This is a genomic window from Acetobacterium bakii, from assembly GCF_001263355.1.
Taxonomy (GTDB): Bacteria; Bacillota; Clostridia; order Eubacteriales; family Eubacteriaceae; genus Acetobacterium; species Acetobacterium bakii.
Genome location: NZ_LGYO01000008.1, coordinates 55,095 through 75,127 on the forward strand (window position 1 = coordinate 55,095; position 20,033 = coordinate 75,127).

Consider the following 20,033-nt stretch of genomic DNA (forward strand, 5'->3'; position numbering starts at 1 on the left):
AAAAAATGGCTACAATAAAACCTTTTAAAGCTGTTCGGCCCTTTCCAGAGAAAGCGGCCGATGTTGCAGCACTACCCTATGATGTATATAACCGAGCAGAAGCTGCGGCGGCAGCCAGAGGAAAGTTAGATTCCTTTTTACGGGTGGATCGACCGGAAACAACCCTGGATGACCGGATAAAAATCGATGATCCTTTTGTTTATGAAACAGCTCGAAAAAATCTGGAAAAGCTTTTCTACCGGAATGCTTTAACTCAGGATACAAAAGATTGTTTGTATATCTATGAGCTGGTAATGGATGGACGAAGCCAGGTAGGCTTAGTGGTATGTACCCCTATTGATGAATATCTCGACAATACCATCAAAAAACATGAGCTGACCCGGGCGGATAAAGAAGCGGACCGCATCAAGCATGTTGATGCCTGTGATGCCAATACCGGACCAATTTTTCTGACTTATCGCAGCAAGGACACCATCAATGATTTAGTTGATGCCTGGCGACAAGAGCATAGTCCGGTTTATGATTTTATATCTGACGACGGGATTGCACACCGAGCCTGGATTATTGATGACGAAGCGGTGATCACAGGATTAATTGAAAATTTTGAAGATGTGAAAAATCTTTATATTGCCGATGGTCATCACCGTTCTGCTTCTGCTGTAAAGGTTGGTCTTATGCGTCGGGAAGCAAACCCGAATTACACCGGGAAGGAAGAATTTAATTATTTTCTTTCTGTTTTATTCCCAGATGAGCAGCTTTATATTATGGACTATAACCGAGTGGTTAAAGATTTAAATGGTATGAGTGCCCAGGAGTTTATCAAAACTTTGTCTGAAAAATTTGAAGTTGAAGAACGTGGTACAGAACCTGTAAAACCACCCCAAAAGGGAAGCTTTGGTCTTTATGTCGAAGGCAAATGGTATTTGCTCACAGTAAAAGACGGGGTTTATGACTGTTCTGACCCTGTGAAGTCACTGGATGTGGCCATCCTCCAGGACAATGTTCTGATTCCCATTTTAGGTATCGGCGACATTCGTACGGATAGCCGTATTGATTTCGTCGGAGGGATTCGTGGGTTAAAAGAGTTGGAACGTCGTGCGAACGATGATATGGCTCTGGCTTTCTCCATGTATCCAACCTCTATTGAAGAGCTGATGAATATTGCGGATGCTGATTTACTTATGCCGCCAAAATCAACCTGGTTTGAACCTAAGTTGAGAAGTGGATTATTTATCCATAAGCTTAAATAGAAAAAAATACACTTAATATAAGAAACGTTAGTTGACTTAATCGTCCTGGGGACAATGGTAAATCGTTGTCGGCTGCATGATCGTACAGGCTGTCGCCTGTTCGTCATGATGCCGACAACTGATGTTACGATTGTCCCCAGGACTTACTTTATTATTTTGGACATAACCTGAAGAGTTTTTGCTTAACTCTGAATTTGTTTAAAAACTCGTCCTATGGACAATGATAAATCGTTGTCTGCCGCATGCTCGTAAAGGCTGTCGCCTGTTCGCCATGATGCCGACAACTGATGTTACGATTGTCCCCAGGACTTACTTTTTGCCATGGTGCAGACACCTGATGTTGCAATTGGCCACAGCCTGAAATGCATCTGATAGATAGAATTTCTTTTTTTTATTTATGCCTGACTATTCAAAGTGTTGAAGTTTTAAACAAAAGTGCTTGCAACAGAAATTACTTTGTGATATCCTTTACACGATCGGTGCGTTAGAAGAGGAGGATTAATCCAAATCTCACAGCAAACCACAAAAATCATTAAAATACAAAGTGTTCGTACTGATATCATGAGGGTTTGTCCCCAGTGGAAAGGCGAGAGAATTATGTGCCATAGACCAAACAAATTATCTTCTGATGATGATTTTGGGTTAAGCGTGTTTTCCCTGTGCCATATCGGTACAGGGATTTTTATTTATTTGAAAAAGATGCTGTGATAATACAAAAGGAGAATGTGGATGGAAAAAAGAATAGGACTCATTGGAATTGTGATTGAGAAGGAGGAGGCTGTTGAAAAGCTGAACAGTATCCTACATGATTATGGAAAATATATTGTGGGACGGATGGGAATTCCTTATCGTGAACGGAATATATCAGTGATTAGCGTGGTCATAGATGCGCCGTCCGACGTGATCAGTTCGCTCTCAGGAAAACTGGGAATGATCAAGGGAATCAGTATTAAAACTGTATATTCCAAGCTTTCAAAATCCTCGGAAAATCAAGAACACAATGAATAAGCTGATCTTAAAGCTTGTTAGGGAGCAAACACTGGAGAATGAAGAGTTGCGATGGTTGTTGGAGAATAATACCGTCGAAATACGCCGGGAGCTATCAGAAAAAGCTAGTGAAGTTGCAAAAAAAACTTTTGGGAATGGTGTCTATACCCGTGGACTTATCGAATTCACTAATTATTGTAAAAACGATTGTTACTATTGCGGAATTCGAAAAAGCAATGAAAAAGTCCATCGGTATCGTCTTGACGAAGAGCAAATTTTAAAGTGCTGTGAAAATGGTTATGAATTAGGATTTAAGACATTTGTATTACAAGGCGGTGAAGATAAGCATTTTAATGATGAACGAATGGTATTTCTGGTTCAGGAGATTAAGCAAAAATATCCTAACTGTGCGATTACGTTATCATTGGGAGAAAAATCAAGAGAAAGCTATCAAAAACTCTTTGACGCCGGCGCAGATCGATATCTTCTTCGACATGAAACGGCCGATAAATGTCACTATAGAAAACTTCATCCCCAAAATTTGATGCTGGCAAATCGGATGACCTGTTTGCAAAACCTCAAGGACATTGGATTTCAGGTAGGCACAGGCTTCATGGTGGGTTCACCACATCAAACTGTGGAAAACATTTTGGCGGATCTGGTATTTATAAAAGCTCTGAACCCCCAAATGGTTGGAATTGGACCCTTTATTCCACACCAGAATACGCCTTTCAAGAATGCCACACCAGGATCAATGGAACAAACCCTTCAACTTATTTCAATCCTCCGTTTAATGTTGCCAAAAGCTTTAATTCCATCTACCACAGCCCTTGGCACCATTGATACTCAGGGTCGGGAGCTTGGAATCCTGGCCGGAGCCAACGTGGTGATGCCTAACCTGTCACCGATTGAGGTTCGTAAGGATTACAGTTTATATGACAATAAAATCTGTACCGGCGAGGAGGCTGCGGAATGTCGGGTTTGTCTTGATAACCGAATAGCGTCAATCGGTTATCAGATTTTAAATCATCGTGGTGATTATCCTGAAACAAAATAATAAAATAGATCGTTAATGAATGACAGTGAGGATTCTATTCGTTTACAAAAGTTGATTTGAAACCGGTATAAGAGAGATGTGCTTAAGTGTGAGTTGCACCATTAAAAAAATAATAACTTTGAAGGAGAAAAAAATGTATAATGTTAAATCGAAAATTGCGGAAGAATTTATTAATGATCAGGAAATTCTAGAAACCATTGCCTATGCTGAAGAAAATAAAATAAATAAACCCTTGATTAAGGATATTATCGCACGCGCCAGGGAATTCAAAGGCATCACACATCGGGAGGCGGCGGTGCTGTTAGCCTGTGAACTCGAAGATCAAAACAAGGCGATGACTTCCCTTGCCCAGGAGATTAAACATAAATTTTATGGTAACCGGATTGTTATGTTTGCACCCTTGTATTTATCGAATTATTGTGTAAATGGCTGTGTCTACTGCCCGTACCATCATAAGAATACCACCATTAAACGAAAGAAGTTGTCTCAGGAGGAAATTGTGAAGGAAGTCATTGCCCTTCAGGATATGGGCCATAAACGTTTGGCACTGGAAACCGGAGAAGACCCAGTCAACTGTCCTTTAGAATATGTACTGGAGAGCATTAAAACCATTTACAGCATCAAACACAAAAATGGCGATATTCGCCGGGTGAACGTGAATATTGCTGCAACTACCATTGAAGACTATCAACGATTAAAAGATGCCGGGATAGGGACATATATTCTTTTTCAGGAAACCTATCATAAAGAAAATTATGAAATGCTGCATCCCACCGGACCTAAACATAATTATGCATGGCATACTGAGGCAATGGATCGCGCCATGGCAGGCGGGATTGATGATGTGGGTATCGGCGTTCTGTTTGGGTTAAATATGTACCGTTATGATTTTGTGGGTATGCTCATGCATGCGGAGCATTTAGAAGCAGCCATGGGTGTTGGGCCACATACCATCAGTGTCCCACGAATTTGTCCTGCTGATGACATTGATACTAATGATTTTTCCAATGCTATTTCCAACGATATCTTTGAAAAAATAATCACAGTGTTAAGAATTGCAGTACCTTATACCGGAATGATCATATCCACAAGGGAATCAAAGGCATCCAGAGAACGTGTTTTGAAACTGGGTATTTCGCAGATCAGTGGCGGCTCCTGTACCAGTGTGGGTGGTTATGATACGCAGGAGCCAGAAGATGAAAATTCAGCCCAATTTGAGCTGAATGATACCCGGAAACTGGATGAAATTGTGAACTGGCTTTTAGGAATGGGTCATATTCCAAGCTTTTGCACCGCCTGTTATCGTGAGGGTCGAACCGGAGATCGTTTTATGAAATTGGTTAAATCCGGACAGATTGTCAATTGCTGTCAACCAAATGCCATTATGACTTTGAAGGAATATTTAGAGGACTACGCATCCCCGGATACAAAAGAAAAGGGCGAGGTAGTGATTCAGCGCGAGTTAAAAGCTATTCCCAGCGATAAGGTCCGTGGCATTGCGACGGCCCATTTAACCGAACTAAATGAAGGAAAACGGGATTTCCGTTTTTAGAGAGATAAAATAATTCAAAGATTGCTGGTTTAATAATTTATTCAAATAAAATGCCCAAGGGATATCTTAAAACAAGATATCCCTTGGGCATTTATTTGAGTTTTATTGACGAATCGATTTGAAACATTATATTCTAATTAAAGCAAAGGGGAGAATAGTCTTGAAATGGATTCCTTAATTTTGATCAGATACCCACGTTGTAAATAAATTTCCTTACTATAATAGGTACAAAGTTTCATATCTTTAACAAAAACATTTTTTAATTCTGTTGAAATGGAACCATCATATATAAAAGCGTTCGTTTCAAAATTCAATCTGAAACTGCGAATGTCGAAATTACAGGAACCCACCGAGCAAACAGCATCGTCGACTACAATGGTCTTTGAATGGAGAAAGCCATTTTCATAGACATATACCTTGGCATCGTATTCGATGAGTTCACCGACATAGGCAAGCGTGGCCCAATGAATAAAGATATGATCAGGTTTATTGGGGATCATAATGCGAACGTCAATACCTGACAACAAAGCGATTTTAAGCGCTTCAAGAATACTCTCATCAGGTACAAAATATGGGGATTGGATGAGGATATAGCTTTCAGCATTATTGATCATCCGCAAAAATCCCTGTTTGATTTGCTGATTGGCTTTATCCGGTCCGCTGGAAACAATTTGAATGCCGGCTCCGGACTTTTGCGGAAGCATCGGGAAATATTTGTTTTGACAGTCCTCGTCAATGATCAGCGTTTCACTGGAGCTGGCCCGCCAGTCCAAAAGAAAACGCAATTGAAGCTCATGAGCTGAAGACCCCTGAATTTTCAAATGGGTATCACGCCAGTAACCCATTTTAGGATCAAGGCCCAGGTATTCATTGCCAACATTAAACCCTCCAACAAAGCCGATTGTTCCGTCAATAACCACAATTTTTCGATGATTACGGTAATTGACTCGGAGATTGATCATTTTTATTTTAGAAGGAAAGAACACACCTATTTTTCCACCGGCGGACTCAAAGCGTTCAAGAATTGATTTTGGAAGGTAGCGTCCGCCCATGGCATCGAAGAGGAGACGGCATTCAATGCCATCCAGAGCTTTTCGGGTAAGAATATCCATCATTCTAAGAGAAAGCGAATCGTATTTGATGATATAGTACTCCACATGGATTGAGGTCGTTGCAGATTCCATAGCATCAAAAAGTGCCTCGAATTTACTTTTACCATCGGTGTAGACGTCAATTATATTGTTATTGGTATAGAGTGCCTGGCTGACATTCAAATGGAATTCAATGGAATGGCGATATTTTTCGAGTGGACTGTGGGGGTCAATGGCTATGATCTGAGATAACGATCGCCGTTGCTGTTTAAGCAGTAAATTATACCGGATATTTTCAGGGGTATTATATTTGAAAATTTTTCTTTTGGTAAGGTTTTGGGAAAAAAACAGATAAAACAAAAATCCCCAGATTGGAAAAATCCACAAAAAAAGCAGCCAGGCATAAGTGCTCTGGGGACTTTTTCGTTCCAGAAAAATAATCGTAATGCTCAGTGAAATATTTAAAATAAAGATAAATGCGGATAAAGTTGCTAAAAGACTCAAAAGCATTGTTGAACCTCCATAAATTCAGTACTCATAGTATAGCATATTATTTAAACAGAAGACCACTGTTTCCTGAGACTATTCAATTTATCTTGACATTATAAGAGGACTAAACCTATAATAGAGGGTGCCTCAGGTTTGTGGTTGAAAGTCGATGCCAGATGCAGGCGAAGCGATCCACGTAAGACAATTTAAAAGCAAATTGTTGATCATGGTGCGTCTTAGAAGTAAGTCCAGCCGGCGAAAGCCGAGAGAAGGAGTTGTGATGCTAACACTGAGCTAAACTTCCTGTTGGCGAGTGTGGGGGAAAAGACCAGGTCAACTGAGGCAAAATCCACATATTACAAGTATTTTAGGAGTAAAATTTTTAGTTGCTTTTTTGTGACAAGAAATTGACAAAAAAATTTTGACTAATTAGGGCATAATTGGTTATAATGGTATCATAACTCGTAGACTCTATATATTATAACGAGTAAGCTTTACCTTTTGAAAGGAGTTGTCGTTATGAAATTCACAATTTACGGAAAAAACATGCATGTATCAGAAGGTTTAAAAGAAGCACTCAAAAAGAAGTTTGCTAAATTTGATCGCTACTTTGGTCAGGAAACCGAAATCTATGCTACATTCAGTAAGGAAAAAAATTATCAAATGTTAGAGGTTACAATTCCTGTTGGGAAAACCATTCTTAGAGCCGAAGAAAAGTCTGAAGACATGGTAACATCCATAGAGGATGTGGTCAACAAACTAGAAGGTCAACTCAGAAAACACAAAACAAAACTTCAAAAGAGAAATCTTGAAGAAGCTAACAAATTCAATTTGGAAGAAATTGAAGCGGGCGATGAATCCGATGAATTTCAGCCAAAGGTTGTGCGGACGAAAAAGTTTGCAGTAAAACCGATGAATGTTGACGAAGCGACGCTTCAGATGGAATTGCTGGGACATGACTTTTTTGTATTCCTTAACGGAGATACAGACGATGTTAATGTTGTCTACATGCGAAAGGATGGAAACTACGGTCTTATCGAACCAACTTTCTAAAGCTTTCTTAAGAAAGACTAAAAATTAATTATGAACACCCCTTAAAAAACAGTTTTGAGGGGTGTTTTTGATGATATTATTTAGAATGAAAAATTTATTTAAAAATTTAGGTATAAAGTTTTGACAGAACTTTTCTTTTGCTTTAAAATGAATATATGCATGCAACAAAATTTGCTTGAATTATTTTATTGAGCAGACGATGCGTCTAATAAAATAAATCGAAAAAAGAATAAGTAGTGGGGTTGAAACAAATATGTTAATACTAGTTGCAATTATTTTAGGCTTTTTAATTGGGAAAATTCGTAGAGGAAGCCTTCATGGTTTCAAGGTGCGAAAAATTTCTTTGCTGCCTCTTGGGATTTTAGGGCTGTTACTACAGCTTGCATTACATTTTTACAATTACACAGGTGGGATTCCTTTGATTGAACCATACCTTGAAATTGTAAATTTTGCCAGTTACATTCTTGTCCTTGTAATGCTTGTGTTTAACCTGGATGATTTTTGGGTTATTCTTATGGCCATCGGTTTTACCTCGAATTTTGTGGTGATCTTTATCAATGGCGGACGCATGCCAGTTGCCCAGGCAGTTATTGATATTCTCCCGACCGGATTTGCACAGCAGATTGTCGAGGGATTAAGTCCGATTTATACGCTGATACAACCGAATACACTTTTGTGGTTTTTAGGAATTAACTTACCCATACCAATTCCATTCCTTCCGACGCTCATGAGCTTCTATGGTACTGTAGCTGGTGTGAGTGTTGGAACGCTTGTGGCCCTGGTTGGTTTTGTTGGTTTCATACAGTATGTTATGAACAAGAAACCATCGATTATGAGTGATGAAAATCAGGATTATATTGAAGATGAAGGTATTTTCGGAGAAGGTGAAAATCAGAGCTTTGATAATGTTTCCATTCAAAGCAATGGTGACACTGGCCAGATCCCCGCTCCCAGAGTTGAAGATTTTTATCAGGACATCGCCAGCGGCGGTGCTATTCGAGGTGAACGTGACGAGAGTATGACTACTGTTATCTCCGAAGAACAACTTGAAACCATGGTTATTCCCGATGTCAGAGAAAAGGACCTTTCAGAAATTGGAACAGAAACAGAAGAAATCATCGTCCAAAAGCAGGCACCCGAAGAAACAATGATTATTGATGCTGCCGATGATGGCAGCACCAAGGTGATCGGCAATATTCAAGAGGTGGGGACCTTTGTTTCGGGGGACGAAAACAAGGGGTTGGAAGCCTCGGAGATGGAAGAAATTCTCAAAAGCGAGGATACCGGGTTCTTTACCAAGAAATATTACGAAGAAAAATTAGCCGTTGAAAAAGAACGCTTAAAGTTACAACTTCGTGAAATGGAATTAAATAAGGTCGCAGAATCAATGCGTGAGCCGGCTCCAAAACCGGAACCAGAATCAGATCTGAGAATTGTTGAAAGTTTTAAATTAACCGAGCTGGACAGACCGTTCGTACTACGCGGCGACAATCCTCATCAAGAGGTAGTTGTGAGTAAAACTGAAGATGATGAAGAAGAATTTTCCGAGGGCGAAATGATGAATGTTTGGCAGCGACTTAACCTTGAAGATGAAAAACGCAAGGCCCAGAGGCGAAAGCAAACCATCAAAGAAAGCAGTATCGAAGCTGACAATCTCTTAAGACCTTCATCAAGAAATGAAGAAATTGCCATTCCGTTAAAAGAAATTGAGGAAGTCACTGAAGATGTAGTCGAAGATTCCAACGGCAACAGGGAAAACATGAGTGATGATCAGCGAAAAACATTTAATGAGACTTTGGAAGAGCGAAAGAAAGCTGGATATGAGTTGGTAGAATTAAAACTTGATGGAAAAGATGTTGCTTTTTGGCGAAAGAAAAAATAACTAGTAATTTAATAGTAATTTTAGGGACTGTATGAAAAAATACAGTCCCTTTTAAATTATATGAAGTAACCTATAAAAGAATATGATATAATAAATGTTAAGATTATTTTTATAAAATGAACAATGAAGGAGTGAATGTTTTGGGATTTTTAGACCAGATGTTTGATAGTAGTAGAAAAGAAATAAAGCGCTTACAGAAAAAGGTGGATCAGATATTGGCACTTGACAGCCAGTATCAGGCCATGAGCGATGATGAGTTACGCGGCCAAACCGTTTTATTTAAAGAAAGACTCGCCCAGGGAGAGAACCTGGATGATTTATTAGTTGAGGCTTTTGCCACTGTACGGGAAGCCAGTGCCAGGGTCCTGGATATGAAGCATTTCCCAGTCCAGCTGCTGGGGGGGATGGTGCTTCATGAAGGCAATATTGCCGAAATGAAAACCGGAGAAGGTAAGACTCTTGTATCCACCCTACCAGCCTATCTCAATGCTCTTGGAGGACAAGGGGTTTATATTGTTACCGTTAATGATTATCTGGCAACGAGGGATAGTCAATGGATGGGACAGTTGCATGAATTTTTGGGTTTAAAAGTAGGTTTAGTTGTCCATGGCTTATCCTTTGACCAAAAAAAAGAAGCCTATGGCAGTGACATAACCTATGGAACGAACAATGAGTTTGGGTTTGATTATCTACGGGATAACATGGCCCCCACAAAAATACAACAGGTTCAACGCGTCCTTAATTATGCCATTATTGATGAAGTTGACAGTGTGCTCGTCGATGAAGCCAGAACCCCTTTAATCATTTCAGGCAGCGGCGACAAGAGTACAAAGCTCTATGAATTAGCCAATGGTTTTGCTAAAACCCTTAAAGAGGATGATTACATAAAGGATGAAAAGGCTAAATCGGTCATGCTTTCCGATGATGGGATTGTAAAAGCAGAAAGCTATTTTGGTTTAACCAATCTGGCTGACATGGAAAACATGGAAATATCACATCATATTAATCAAGCCCTTCATGCTAATACTCTTATGTTTAAAGATCGGGATTATGTCAACAAAGATGGCGAAATAGTCATTGTTGATGAATTCACCGGCCGCTTAATGCCGGGTCGCCGTTACTCGAATGGTCTTCACCAGGCCATTGAGGCCAAGGAAAATGTGAAGGTCAATCGCGAGTCCAAAACCTTGGCCACGGTGACATTCCAAAACTATTTTAGAATGTTTAACAAATTATCAGGGATGACCGGAACAGCAAAGACCGAAGAGGATGAATTTCAGACTATTTATAATCTAAATGTTATTACCATCCCCACCAATCGGCCGTTGATACGTAAGGATCTCAATGACCTGATCTATAAGAGTGAAAAGGGAAAATATACAGCGGTAACAGAGGAAGTAAAACGACGCCATGAAACAGGCCAACCAATCCTCATTGGGACCATTTCCATTGAAAAATCCGAACTTCTCAGTGGATATCTAAAACGCTCAGGCGTGAAACACAATGTTCTGAATGCGAAATTTCTTGAAAAGGAAGCGGAAATCGTTGCCAACGCCGGACAAAAGGACGCAGTAACCATTTCCACCAACATGGCTGGACGTGGGACCGATATCGTTTTAGGAGAAGGCGTTATTGAGGTTGGGGGATTGCATATCCTCGGAACTGAACGCCATGAAAGTCGCCGAATCGATAATCAGCTAAGAGGTCGTTCTGGTCGTCAGGGAGATCCGGGTTCATCGCAATTTTTTGTTTCGCTGGAGGATGATTTGATGCGTGTTTTTGGTTCTGAACGGATCCAGGGGCTTGTTGAAAGCATTGGACTGGATGAGGAAACACCCATCGAAAACAAAATTCTGACCAAAGGCATTGAGAATTCTCAGAAGCGTGTAGAAGGACGTAACTTCGATATCCGTAAAAATGTACTTCAGTATGACAATGTTATGAATCGTCAGCGTGAGCTAATTTATGAACAAAGACAGCAGGTCATTGATGGTAAGGATATGGAAAATGAAATTTGGACCATGACCGAAACGCTGGCTAATGCCTATGTGAATATGTATACTGGAGATGGTCAATACTACGATGACTGGGATTTAGAAGGACTGACAAAACATTTGGAAAGTAACGTGCTGCCAAAGGGAACTGTGGTTTTCCCGGAAAAACCCGAAAGTCGGGAAATTCTGGTAGATACTGTATTGGGTGAATGCCGAAAAATTCTGGAAGAGAAAAAAGAGCGTTTAGGATTAGAACAGCTTCAGAATATTGAAGGAATAATTCTTCTGAGAAGTGTTGACAGCGCATGGATGGACCACATCGATAACATGGATCAGTTAAAACAGGGAATCGGTCTACGGGCTTACGGACAAAATGACCCTGTAAAAGAATATACCAAAGAAGGATTTGATCTCTTCGATGATATGATTCTGAGAATCCAGGAAGATACTGTCAAATATCTCTTTAACCTAAATATCCAGGTGGCACCAAGTGAAGAAAGCAAAGACAAGATAGTGGATTTCAGCCTAATGAAAACCAATGAAAATGAAATTGAAGGAAAACCTGCCGGTCCAGCTACTGCGCAAAATAAGGTTGGCCGAAACGATCCCTGTCCTTGTGGTAGCGGGAAAAAATACAAAAAGTGCTGCGGCGCATAAGAAGCCCAATAGTCCCGGGTGTGAAATTGAAAGGATGTGAATATTTTATGATCGATTTGTATGAAGAAAAGCAAATTGTCAATGAAATGGAAATAAAGTTAAAAGAATTGGGGGATTCACTTTGACCTGCCTAAACTTATTAGCAGATTAGAGACTCTCGAAAAACAAACTGAAAATCCGGAATTCTGGAATGACCAGAAATCTGCCCAGATTGTCTTAAAAGAATTAAAACTGATCAAGCTTAAAGTCGATCATTACAAGGCTTTAACCGAGGAATTGGATGATGTTTTAGTTATGTTTGAGCTGGCCGAAGAAGGCGAAATACTGGAAGGTTTCTCAGAATCCATTAATATACTGAATCAGAAAATAGACTCCTTTCGGGTTGAAACGCTTTTGTCGGGAGAATATGACAGCAATAACGCCATTATTGCTATTCATCCCGGAGCGGGCGGAACAGAATCCCAGGATTGGGCGGAAATGTTGTTGCGCATGTATACCAGATGGGCTGAAAAAAAGGGCTATAAGGTTAAAACCTTAGACCTTCAGCCTGGCGAGGGTGCCGGAATAAAAAGTGCGACGCTGATGATTGAAGGTGTTAACGCCTACGGCTATTTAAAAACCGAGCGAGGGGTGCACCGGCTCGTACGGATATCACCCTTCGATTCAGCCGGCCGCAGGCATACCTCCTTTGCATCACTGGATGTCATGCCTGAGATCGATGATACCGTGGAAATTGAAATTCTTCCCGAAGATATTCGAGTTGATACTTATCGGGCCAGTGGCGCCGGCGGACAGCATGTTAATAAAACTGATTCAGCGGTACGGCTTACCCATCTTGCCACAGGGATTGTGGTGCAATGTCAGAATGAACGTTCTCAGCATCAAAACAAGGATGTGGCCATGGCAATGCTTAAGGGCAAGCTGGTAGAAATTATGGAACAGGAAAAAATGGACCATATTGAGGATATTAAAGGGGACTACAGCCAAATTGCATGGGGCAGCCAGATTCGCTCCTATGTGTTCCACCCCTATAATATGGTTAAGGATCACCGAACCAATGTGGAAGTTGGAAATGTTCAGGGTGTGATGGATGGCGATTTAGATGGCTTTATGAATGCCTATCTTAACACTATGGTATAAACAGGATTAGTTATACAACACTAGTTCAGGTAATTATGAAAATTAATTTTGGAGGATAAAATGGCAAAAACCTATCAGGAAATTAATGAAAAAATCGCCAGAGGCGAAGCAGTCATTGTAACCGCAGAAGAAGTCATTGACATTGTTAAAGAACGCGGAATCAAGGATGCTGCAGAATATGTGGACGTGGTGACTACTGCCACATTCGGCCCAATGTGCTCATCCGGTGCTTTTATTAATTTCGGACATTCCGATCCCCCCATTCGTATGGGCGAGATTCATTTAAATGACGTCGAAGCCTATGGCGGTTTGGCAGCAGTGGATACTTATTTGGGAGCTACTCAACCATCCGGGGACAGAGGCATAGAATATGGGGGTGCTCATGTTATTCACGATCTTATTGCCGGGAAAGAGGTTCATCTGGTGGCTAAATCTCAGGGAACCGACTGCTATCCCCGAAAATCCATTGATACCTGGGTTACACTGGACGATTTGAACGAAGCTTATTTATTCAATCCCCGAAATATTTATCAAAATTATAATGCCGCCATTAATACTTCCAGCCGTCGCTTATATACGTATATGGGTATTTTACAACCCAATATGAGGAACATCACCTACAGCACTTCCGGAGAATTAAGCCCACTCCTCAATGATCCTTTGCTTAAAACCATTGGTATGGGCACAAAAATTTTCATTGGCGGCGCCCAGGGATATGTTTCCTGGATGGGTACTCAGTTTAATACGGCTTGTACTCGGGATGAAAAAGGATACCCGACAGCACCGGGAGCTACCTTGGCTCTGATCGGGAACATGAAGGAAATGAATCCCAAATATATTCGCGGTGCGGTTTATGAAAAGTATGGAACCTCGATGTTTGTGGGTGTGGGGATTCCGATTCCAATCCTGAATGAAGAAATGATGACCTTTGTTTCGGTTGAGAATAAAGACCTGTATACCAATATCATTGATTACAGCGTTCAGAAAAAATCCAAGCCAAGCTTAAAAAAGGTCAGCTATGAAGAGCTCCGAAGCGGCTCAGTTGATATTAACGGAAAAATCATTAAAACATCGCCCATGTCCAGCTTGAAAATGGCCAGAGAAATTGCAGCTGAACTGAATCATTGGATAAAAAAAGGTGAATTTTATCTTCAAGAACCGATTATAAGCTTTCCAATGGGAAATTCTTTAAAGGGTCTTACAATTAATGAAGGAGGATTACGATAATGATAAAAAAAATATTATTATCTTTCCCTCAGTCCGCCACCGGCAAACCCATGGCCGTAGAACTTGTTAAAACCTACAATTTGGATTTCAATATCCTAAAAGCTAATATTGATGATAATGTTAAAGGCATGCTTTTAATCGAAGTTACAGGGGAAGAAGCGGATATAAATGCCGGAATTGTATTTCTCCGGCAAAACCAGATTGGCGTTAAGGCTATCGAGTCAATTGTAGAAGTCAATAAGACTGAATGTGTTGATTGCGGTGCCTGTACTGCGGTTTGTACGGTTAATGCCCTGGAAATGGATGAAAACTGGGAATTGGTTCACCACAAGGATAAATGTCTTGAATGTATGCTTTGTGTAAAGGCCTGCCCAACCCGGGCCATCCATGCACTGATATAAAAATGAACTACGAAGAACGTATTTATCGCAATCGTATGAAAGCCGAGGACCTGGAATATTTCCAGGTCCTCGAGTTGGAAACTGACCTGTTTATTGGAGTTGATTCAATGGTGATGAACTCAGCACTCCCCCAGGTTGCCCTGAAAAGCGTCAAACAGCTACGGCAATCCATTATGGACTACAATAAGACCTGCCCGGGTTTTATCCGATCTTTGGTGCCGTTGACCATGGATACGGGCGCAGTGGCCATTGTTCAAGATCTGTTAAAGTCAGGAATTGCAACCGGTATTGGTCCCATGGGTGCAGTTGCCGGTGCAGTTTCAAAATACATTGGTGCAGTACTTGCCTCTTTTTCAGAAGAAATTATTGTGGAAAATGGCGGTGATCTTTTGATTAAAACCAAAAAAGTCCGACGCATTGCCCTCTATACCGGGAACCCTGAATTTTCAGACATTGGTCTTTTGATCAAACCCCGAAAAAAATCATTAGGGATTTGCACTTCTTCGGGAATTTTGGGCCATTCCCTAAGCTTTGGAAAAGCGGATGCTGTAACGGTGGTCAGTGAAGACATCCCACTGGCAGACGCCGCAGCAACGGCCCTGTGCAATCGGATTAAAACGCCCGGAGATATTGCCGGGGGACTGGATTGGATTAAAACAATCCCGGGAATTTTGGGTGCCCTCATTATTATAGAAGATCAATTGGGTGCCTGGGGCGAGATTGAATTATGTTAAAGGCAGCACTGAATAATTTAAATACTTGACAAACCAGGAAATGATGTGTATTATTCTCAAAAGCAATTGAATAGTTTACCTATCCAGAGAGGTGGAGGGACAGGCCCTATGAAACCCGGCAACCAGCGAAAGCATGGTGCCAATACCGGCGAATATTTTCGCAATGATGGGGTTTAATGCAGATCATTAACCCCGTCAAAAGACGGGGTTTTGTTGTATCGTGATGTTATTAATGAAGGAGAACAAACTAATGAATATACTAGAAATACTTAAGAAGAAGCGACTTTATCTGGATGGCGCCATGGGGAGTTTGATCCAGGAGCGGATTGATACGATCGGAGCCGTACCGGAAGCACTGAATGTAACCCATCCTGAGCTGATTAAAGAAATTCACCAGTTGTACATCGATGCCGGGGCAAATATCATTCTTTCCAATACTTTTGGGGCGAATGGCTACAAACTTAAAGACAGCGAGTTTACCGTAGAGCAGCTGGTAGCGGCTGGTGTCAAAAATGTAAAAACTCTGAAACCGGATTATGTCGCATTGGATGTGGGACCCCTGGGAACAATGATCGGTGCATTGGGTGAGACCTCCTTTGATGAAGCGGTGGACTATTTCAAGGAAGTCATTATGGCCGGAGATAAAGCAGGGGCCGATCTGATTGTCATTGAAACCATGTCTGATATTTGCGAAGCCCGGGCAGCATTGATTGCCGCTAAGGAAGTATCTGATTTGCCAGTCGTGGTATCGATGACCTATCAGGAAAATAAACGCACCTTAACCGGAACGGATGCCCTAACCATTGTCAGTATTCTTGAAGGGCTGGGGGTGGATGCTATCGGAATTAACTGTTCCACCGGTCCCGATGGGATGCTGTCGATTATCGAAGAGCTTGTTCGCTATGCCAGTGTTCCCATTATGGTGGAGCCTAACGCCGGGCTTCCCCACATGGTTGATGGCAAGACTGTATATGATATTGATGTTAATGAATTCACCCAATATATGGTGAAAATCGCGAAAATGGGAGCATTGATACTTGGCGGCTGCTGTGGTACCACTCCGGCTTATATTGAAAAATTAATTGCCGCAACCAAAGATTTATCCCTATATACAGTTGAAAACAAAGACTTGACATTGGTTTCTTCAAATACAAAAACCATCATACTGGGAAATGACATTCATGTAATTGGCGAGTGTATCAATCCCACCACCAATCCAATGCTAAAAGAATCTCTGCGACGGGGTGAACTATCAGTGGTTTCCCAATTGGCCATCAACCAGAAAAATGATGGCGCCCATGTTTTAGACATCAACTTAGGTTTGCCGGATATTGATGAAGTAAGAATGATGAAAGAAGCAGTTGAAACGGTGAGTCGATTGGTCGATTGCCCGCTTCAAGTGGACTCTTCCAACCCGGAAGTCATTGAGGCGGTTTTACGAAGCTACCCAGGGAAAGCTATTATCAATTCAGTCAATGGGAAGAAAAAATCCATGGCAGCAATTTTCCCCATTGCAAAAAAATATGGAGCTATTGTGTTAGGCCTTACCATGGATGAAACCGGAATTCCCAGCAAGGCAGAGGATCGCTTTGCCATTGCAGAGAAAATTGCAGAGGGTGCAAAGGTTCATGGGATTCACAAGAAAAACCTGATGATTGATTGTTTAACCTTGACGGCGTCGGCTCAACAGGCTGAGGTCCGAGAAACCTTAAAGGCTCTTAAAATGGTTCGGGATCAATTAGGCATACCCACGGCTTTAGGGGTATCCAATATTTCCTTTGGCCTGCCAAATCGGGAACTTTTAAACCGCACCTTTTTAGGGCTGGCTTTGGAAGCGGGACTTACCAATCCGATTATGAACCCCAGTGATCGGGATATGATGGATACCATCAGCGCCTTTAGGGCCCTCTGGGGATTGGATCAACAGTGCATCGCCTATGCCAATGCATACAAAGAAGGTGGTGCAACAACAAAGGTTAGTCGGGAGTCCGATAGTTTAAGTCTGCGAGAAATGATTATCGAAGGGCTCAGCGATCAGGCCGGTCCATTAACAAGAGCGCTGTTGAAAACCCAGGAACCGCTGGATATTGTCAATAATGAAATTATTCCCGGGCTCGATGCTGTGGGAGAAGCTTTTGAAACCGGAGAGTGTTTTTTACCCCACTTGATTTTTGCAGCCGAAACAGCCCAAAAGGCCTTTGAAGTCATCAAAGAGATCATGCTTAAAGATGGAAAAGTCCAGGTAAACAAAGGGAAAATTCTGCTTGCCACGGTTGAAGGAGATGTCCATGATATTGGCAAGAACATCCTGAAAGTTATTCTTGAGAACTACGGTTACGAAATTATTGATTTAGGTAAGGATGTAGCAGCAGGTACGATGATAGACACCATTTTAAAAGAAGATATTCATTTGGTAGGTCTCAGTGCTCTGATGACCACCACAGTGAAAAATATGGAAAAAATTATTAGTGAAATAAATAAAAACTGCCCAGACACCATTGTGATGGTAGGCGGAGCAGTTCTTAATCCAGAATATGCCAAAACAATCGGCGCGGATTACTATGGCAAGGATGCCCGGGAAGGATCAAACATTGCCAGAAAAGTTTTTGATTAAAGAGGAAATCACAGCCTAATCAACAAAAGTAAAAGCATTGACGTCAAACAGGCCCAGATCCGTCAGACGAAGCCTCGGAATCACCGGAAGGGCCATGAAAGACAGGGTAATAAAAGGATCAACCCAAGTGGGAACCCCAAGTTCCCGGGCTAAGGCAATAAGTACAGCTAACTTTTTCTGAACTGTTTCACCGGATTCCAGACTCATGATTCCGGCCAATGTCAGGGGAAGATCACCAAGAATTTTTCCCTTAGAAACAATGACATAACCCCCTTGGATTTTTTTCAGGTGTTTCATGGCCAATAAAATATCAGCATCGTTTTGACCGACTGCGATAATGTTATGGGAATCATGGGCAACGGTGGTGGCAACAGCTCCATTTTTTAAGGAAAAACCCTTAATGGCCGCAACGCCAACATTACCGGTGTTTCTGTGCCGTTCGATGACGCAAAGCTTGGCATAGATAGCATTAGGTACAAACAATCCCTCTTTCTGAGGAAGAGCCTCGATTAAATAGTCGGTGTTGATTTGAAAGGGGATAATCCCAATCACTGGGTTCTTCTCCTTTACCGGAATGTTTAGGCTGGCTGGATCAAGATCCTTAATATGAACGGAGTTAATCAGTTCAGGGTCTATGGGACCATATTCCACACTTTCATCGATTCTCTGGTCCATGGGTCGGCCATCTTTATAGACTGCTTCAACCGTCATGGATCTCAGTTCACTTAAAATAACCAGATCGCCACGGTATCCCGGAGCAATAGCGCCTAGTCGTTTTAAACCGTAGGCCTGAGCGGCGTTAAGGGTTCCCATTTTTATGGCCTTAATGGGATCGAGTCCCAGCTCAATGGCTTTTTTAATATTCCAGCGGATGTGCCCTTCCCGATGAATATCCTCCAGATGTTTGTCGTCAGTGCAAAAGAGGAAACGATCCAAAGGAAGATTGTGTTCCAATAAACCGGTAATAATGGCTTCCAGATTTTTTGCGGCAGAACCTTCCCGAATGAGGATTTTGAAACCGGCTCTTGCTTTCTCAAGAACTTCATCAAAACCGGTACATTCATGGTCAGTTTCGATGCCGGCGGCGGCATAAGCCTGGAGGGATTTTCCTGACAATTCCGGGGAGTGTCCATCACAAATTTTATTTCGGCAGAGAAAAATTTTATCCAGAATTTGGGGATTCCCTCTGATAACATCGGAAAAGCACATAACCTCGCCCAAACCTAAAACCCGTGGATGTTCAAGATATTCAATCATATCCATTGCAGAGAATTCACCGGCACCATTGGTTTCATAAACTGTTGCCGGAACTGAAGAGGGGAGCATCACAAAAACGTTGAGAGGTATATTTTCGGTGGCATTTAAAATATAGTTCAGGCCCTTTTTGCCGGCCACATTAACCAGTTCATGGGGATCTGCAATAAGAGTGGTTGTTCCAGAGACGATAACAGCTTTAGCCAATTCTAAAGGTGTTACCATGCTAGACTCGATATGCACATGGGCATCAATGAACCCGGGAGAAATAAATTTTCCGGTACAATCCACTTCAATAATTCCTTCATATTGGCCGATCCCAACAATGGTATCTCTACAGAGTGCCAGATCTGAGATAATAATTTCTTCGGTAAAAACATTGATGATACCAGCATTCTTAAAAACAAGATCTGCTTTTTCAACCCCCTTGGATACTGATATCTTTTTCTTAGAATTCATAGTATGAGTATTCATGGTTTCACCCCATTTATAGACATTTTTTATATTATAGCATGATAATATCATAATTTTAATTAAAAAAAGCATTATAGTTATATAAAAATGCATGAAAAGGGTATATAATAGAAATCAATATTTCCTTTTGAATTGACTTAAAATTTTACAAACGGCAATCATAAAATAATAAATTAA

Annotated in this window: 14 protein-coding genes and 1 riboswitch; of the genes, 12 read left to right on the forward strand and 2 right to left on the reverse strand. The window is 41.3% G+C overall.

From position 1 onward, the window contains the following. Positions 1–5: 5 nt before the first annotated feature. The 4 genes from AKG39_RS03710 (at position 6) to hydG (ending at position 4,846) form a co-directional block, all read left to right on the forward strand. Complete coding sequence (locus AKG39_RS03710) at positions 6–1,250, forward strand: DUF1015 domain-containing protein (RefSeq protein WP_050739014.1); 1,245 nt, start codon at positions 6–8, stop codon at positions 1,248–1,250. 729 nt (positions 1,251–1,979) lie between these two features. After that, the gene (locus AKG39_RS03715) at positions 1,980–2,258 is read left to right on the forward strand and encodes a TM1266 family iron-only hydrogenase system putative regulator (RefSeq protein WP_050739015.1); all 279 of its coding nucleotides are present in this window, start codon (positions 1,980–1,982) and stop codon (positions 2,256–2,258) included. Continuing rightward, entirely contained in the window at positions 2,251–3,294 is a 1,044-nt protein-coding gene (gene hydE / locus AKG39_RS03720) for a [FeFe] hydrogenase H-cluster radical SAM maturase HydE (protein ID WP_050739016.1), read from the forward strand. The genes AKG39_RS03715 and hydE overlap by 8 nt, the downstream gene beginning before the upstream one ends. Positions 3,295–3,427: 133 nt before the next feature. Further along, positions 3,428–4,846 (forward strand): [FeFe] hydrogenase H-cluster radical SAM maturase HydG, encoded by a 1,419-nt coding sequence (gene hydG / locus AKG39_RS03725; protein ID WP_050739017.1) that lies wholly within the window; start codon positions 3,428–3,430, stop codon positions 4,844–4,846. 137 nt (positions 4,847–4,983) lie between these two features. Here the strand turns inward: hydG and cls are convergent, their stop codons facing one another. Then, entirely contained in the window at positions 4,984–6,447 is a 1,464-nt protein-coding gene (cls, locus tag AKG39_RS03730; RefSeq protein ID WP_050739018.1) for a cardiolipin synthase, read from the reverse strand. Between the two features lie 498 nt (positions 6,448–6,945). On the opposite strand from cls, the gene hpf reads away from it, so the two are divergent. From hpf to AKG39_RS03770, 8 genes are all read left to right on the forward strand, one after another. After that, a complete protein-coding gene (gene hpf, locus AKG39_RS03735; protein WP_050739019.1) occupies positions 6,946–7,479 on the forward strand; it encodes a ribosome hibernation-promoting factor, HPF/YfiA family in 534 nt (177 codons plus the stop codon). Between the two features lie 253 nt (positions 7,480–7,732). Further along, a complete protein-coding gene (locus AKG39_RS03740; protein ID WP_126981278.1) occupies positions 7,733–9,361 on the forward strand; it encodes a DUF5317 family protein in 1,629 nt (542 codons plus the stop codon). Positions 9,362–9,477: 116 nt separating this feature from the next. Beyond that, the gene (gene secA, locus AKG39_RS03745; protein ID WP_169782058.1) at positions 9,478–12,012 is read left to right on the forward strand and encodes a preprotein translocase subunit SecA; all 2,535 of its coding nucleotides are present in this window, start codon (positions 9,478–9,480) and stop codon (positions 12,010–12,012) included. A 47-nt stretch (positions 12,013–12,059) separates the two neighbouring features. Beyond that, positions 12,060–13,152, forward strand: a protein-coding gene (gene prfB / locus AKG39_RS03750) for a peptide chain release factor 2 (protein ID WP_115028241.1) whose coding sequence is annotated in 2 segments (ribosomal slippage) — positions 12,060–12,134 and positions 12,136–13,152 — 1,092 coding nt in all. Because the reading frame shifts where the segments join, the coding sequence is not laid out codon by codon here. Between the two features lie 60 nt (positions 13,153–13,212). Then, entirely contained in the window at positions 13,213–14,379 is a 1,167-nt protein-coding gene (locus AKG39_RS03755) for a homocysteine biosynthesis protein (protein ID WP_050739023.1), read from the forward strand. Further along, positions 14,379–14,780 (forward strand): NIL domain-containing protein, encoded by a 402-nt coding sequence (locus tag AKG39_RS03760; protein WP_050739024.1) that lies wholly within the window; start codon positions 14,379–14,381, stop codon positions 14,778–14,780. The genes AKG39_RS03755 and AKG39_RS03760 overlap by 1 nt, the downstream gene beginning before the upstream one ends. A 2-nt stretch (positions 14,781–14,782) precedes the next feature. Further along, the gene (locus tag AKG39_RS03765; protein WP_050739025.1) at positions 14,783–15,514 is read left to right on the forward strand and encodes a UPF0280 family protein; all 732 of its coding nucleotides are present in this window, start codon (positions 14,783–14,785) and stop codon (positions 15,512–15,514) included. A gap of 76 nt (positions 15,515–15,590) precedes the next feature. Then, positions 15,591–15,687: riboswitch (SAM riboswitch) on the forward strand. Positions 15,688–15,764: 77 nt separating this feature from the next. Then, positions 15,765–18,128 (forward strand): homocysteine S-methyltransferase family protein, encoded by a 2,364-nt coding sequence (locus tag AKG39_RS03770; RefSeq protein ID WP_201780243.1) that lies wholly within the window; start codon positions 15,765–15,767, stop codon positions 18,126–18,128. A 15-nt stretch (positions 18,129–18,143) separates the two neighbouring features. Here AKG39_RS03770 and ade read toward each other — a convergent pair whose 3' ends face one another. Then, a complete protein-coding gene (ade, locus tag AKG39_RS03775) occupies positions 18,144–19,856 on the reverse strand; it encodes an adenine deaminase (RefSeq protein WP_083439413.1) in 1,713 nt (570 codons plus the stop codon). Between the last annotated feature and the right edge of the window lie 177 nt (positions 19,857–20,033).

Bases quoted from the DNA above. Each gene is read 5' to 3' on its own strand.
- AKG39_RS03710 (WP_050739014.1), top strand. From the start codon at position 6: ATGGCTACAATAAAACCTTTTAAAGCTGTTCGGCCCTTTCCAGAGAAA.
- AKG39_RS03715 (WP_050739015.1), top strand. From the start codon at position 1,980: ATGGAAAAAAGAATAGGACTCATTGGAATTGTGATTGAGAAGGAGGAG.
- hydE (WP_050739016.1), top strand. From the start codon at position 2,251: ATGAATAAGCTGATCTTAAAGCTTGTTAGGGAGCAAACACTGGAGAAT.
- hydG (WP_050739017.1), top strand. From the start codon at position 3,428: ATGTATAATGTTAAATCGAAAATTGCGGAAGAATTTATTAATGATCAG.
- cls (WP_050739018.1), bottom strand. From the start codon at position 6,447: ATGCTTTTGAGTCTTTTAGCAACTTTATCCGCATTTATCTTTATTTTA.
- hpf (WP_050739019.1), top strand. From the start codon at position 6,946: ATGAAATTCACAATTTACGGAAAAAACATGCATGTATCAGAAGGTTTA.
- AKG39_RS03740 (WP_126981278.1), top strand. From the start codon at position 7,733: ATGTTAATACTAGTTGCAATTATTTTAGGCTTTTTAATTGGGAAAATT.
- secA (WP_169782058.1), top strand. From the start codon at position 9,478: ATGAACAATGAAGGAGTGAATGTTTTGGGATTTTTAGACCAGATGTTT.
- AKG39_RS03755 (WP_050739023.1), top strand. From the start codon at position 13,213: ATGGCAAAAACCTATCAGGAAATTAATGAAAAAATCGCCAGAGGCGAA.
- AKG39_RS03760 (WP_050739024.1), top strand. From the start codon at position 14,379: ATGATAAAAAAAATATTATTATCTTTCCCTCAGTCCGCCACCGGCAAA.
- AKG39_RS03765 (WP_050739025.1), top strand. From the start codon at position 14,783: ATGAACTACGAAGAACGTATTTATCGCAATCGTATGAAAGCCGAGGAC.
- AKG39_RS03770 (WP_201780243.1), top strand. From the start codon at position 15,765: ATGAATATACTAGAAATACTTAAGAAGAAGCGACTTTATCTGGATGGC.
- ade (WP_083439413.1), bottom strand. From the start codon at position 19,856: ATGAATACTCATACTATGAATTCTAAGAAAAAGATATCAGTATCCAAG.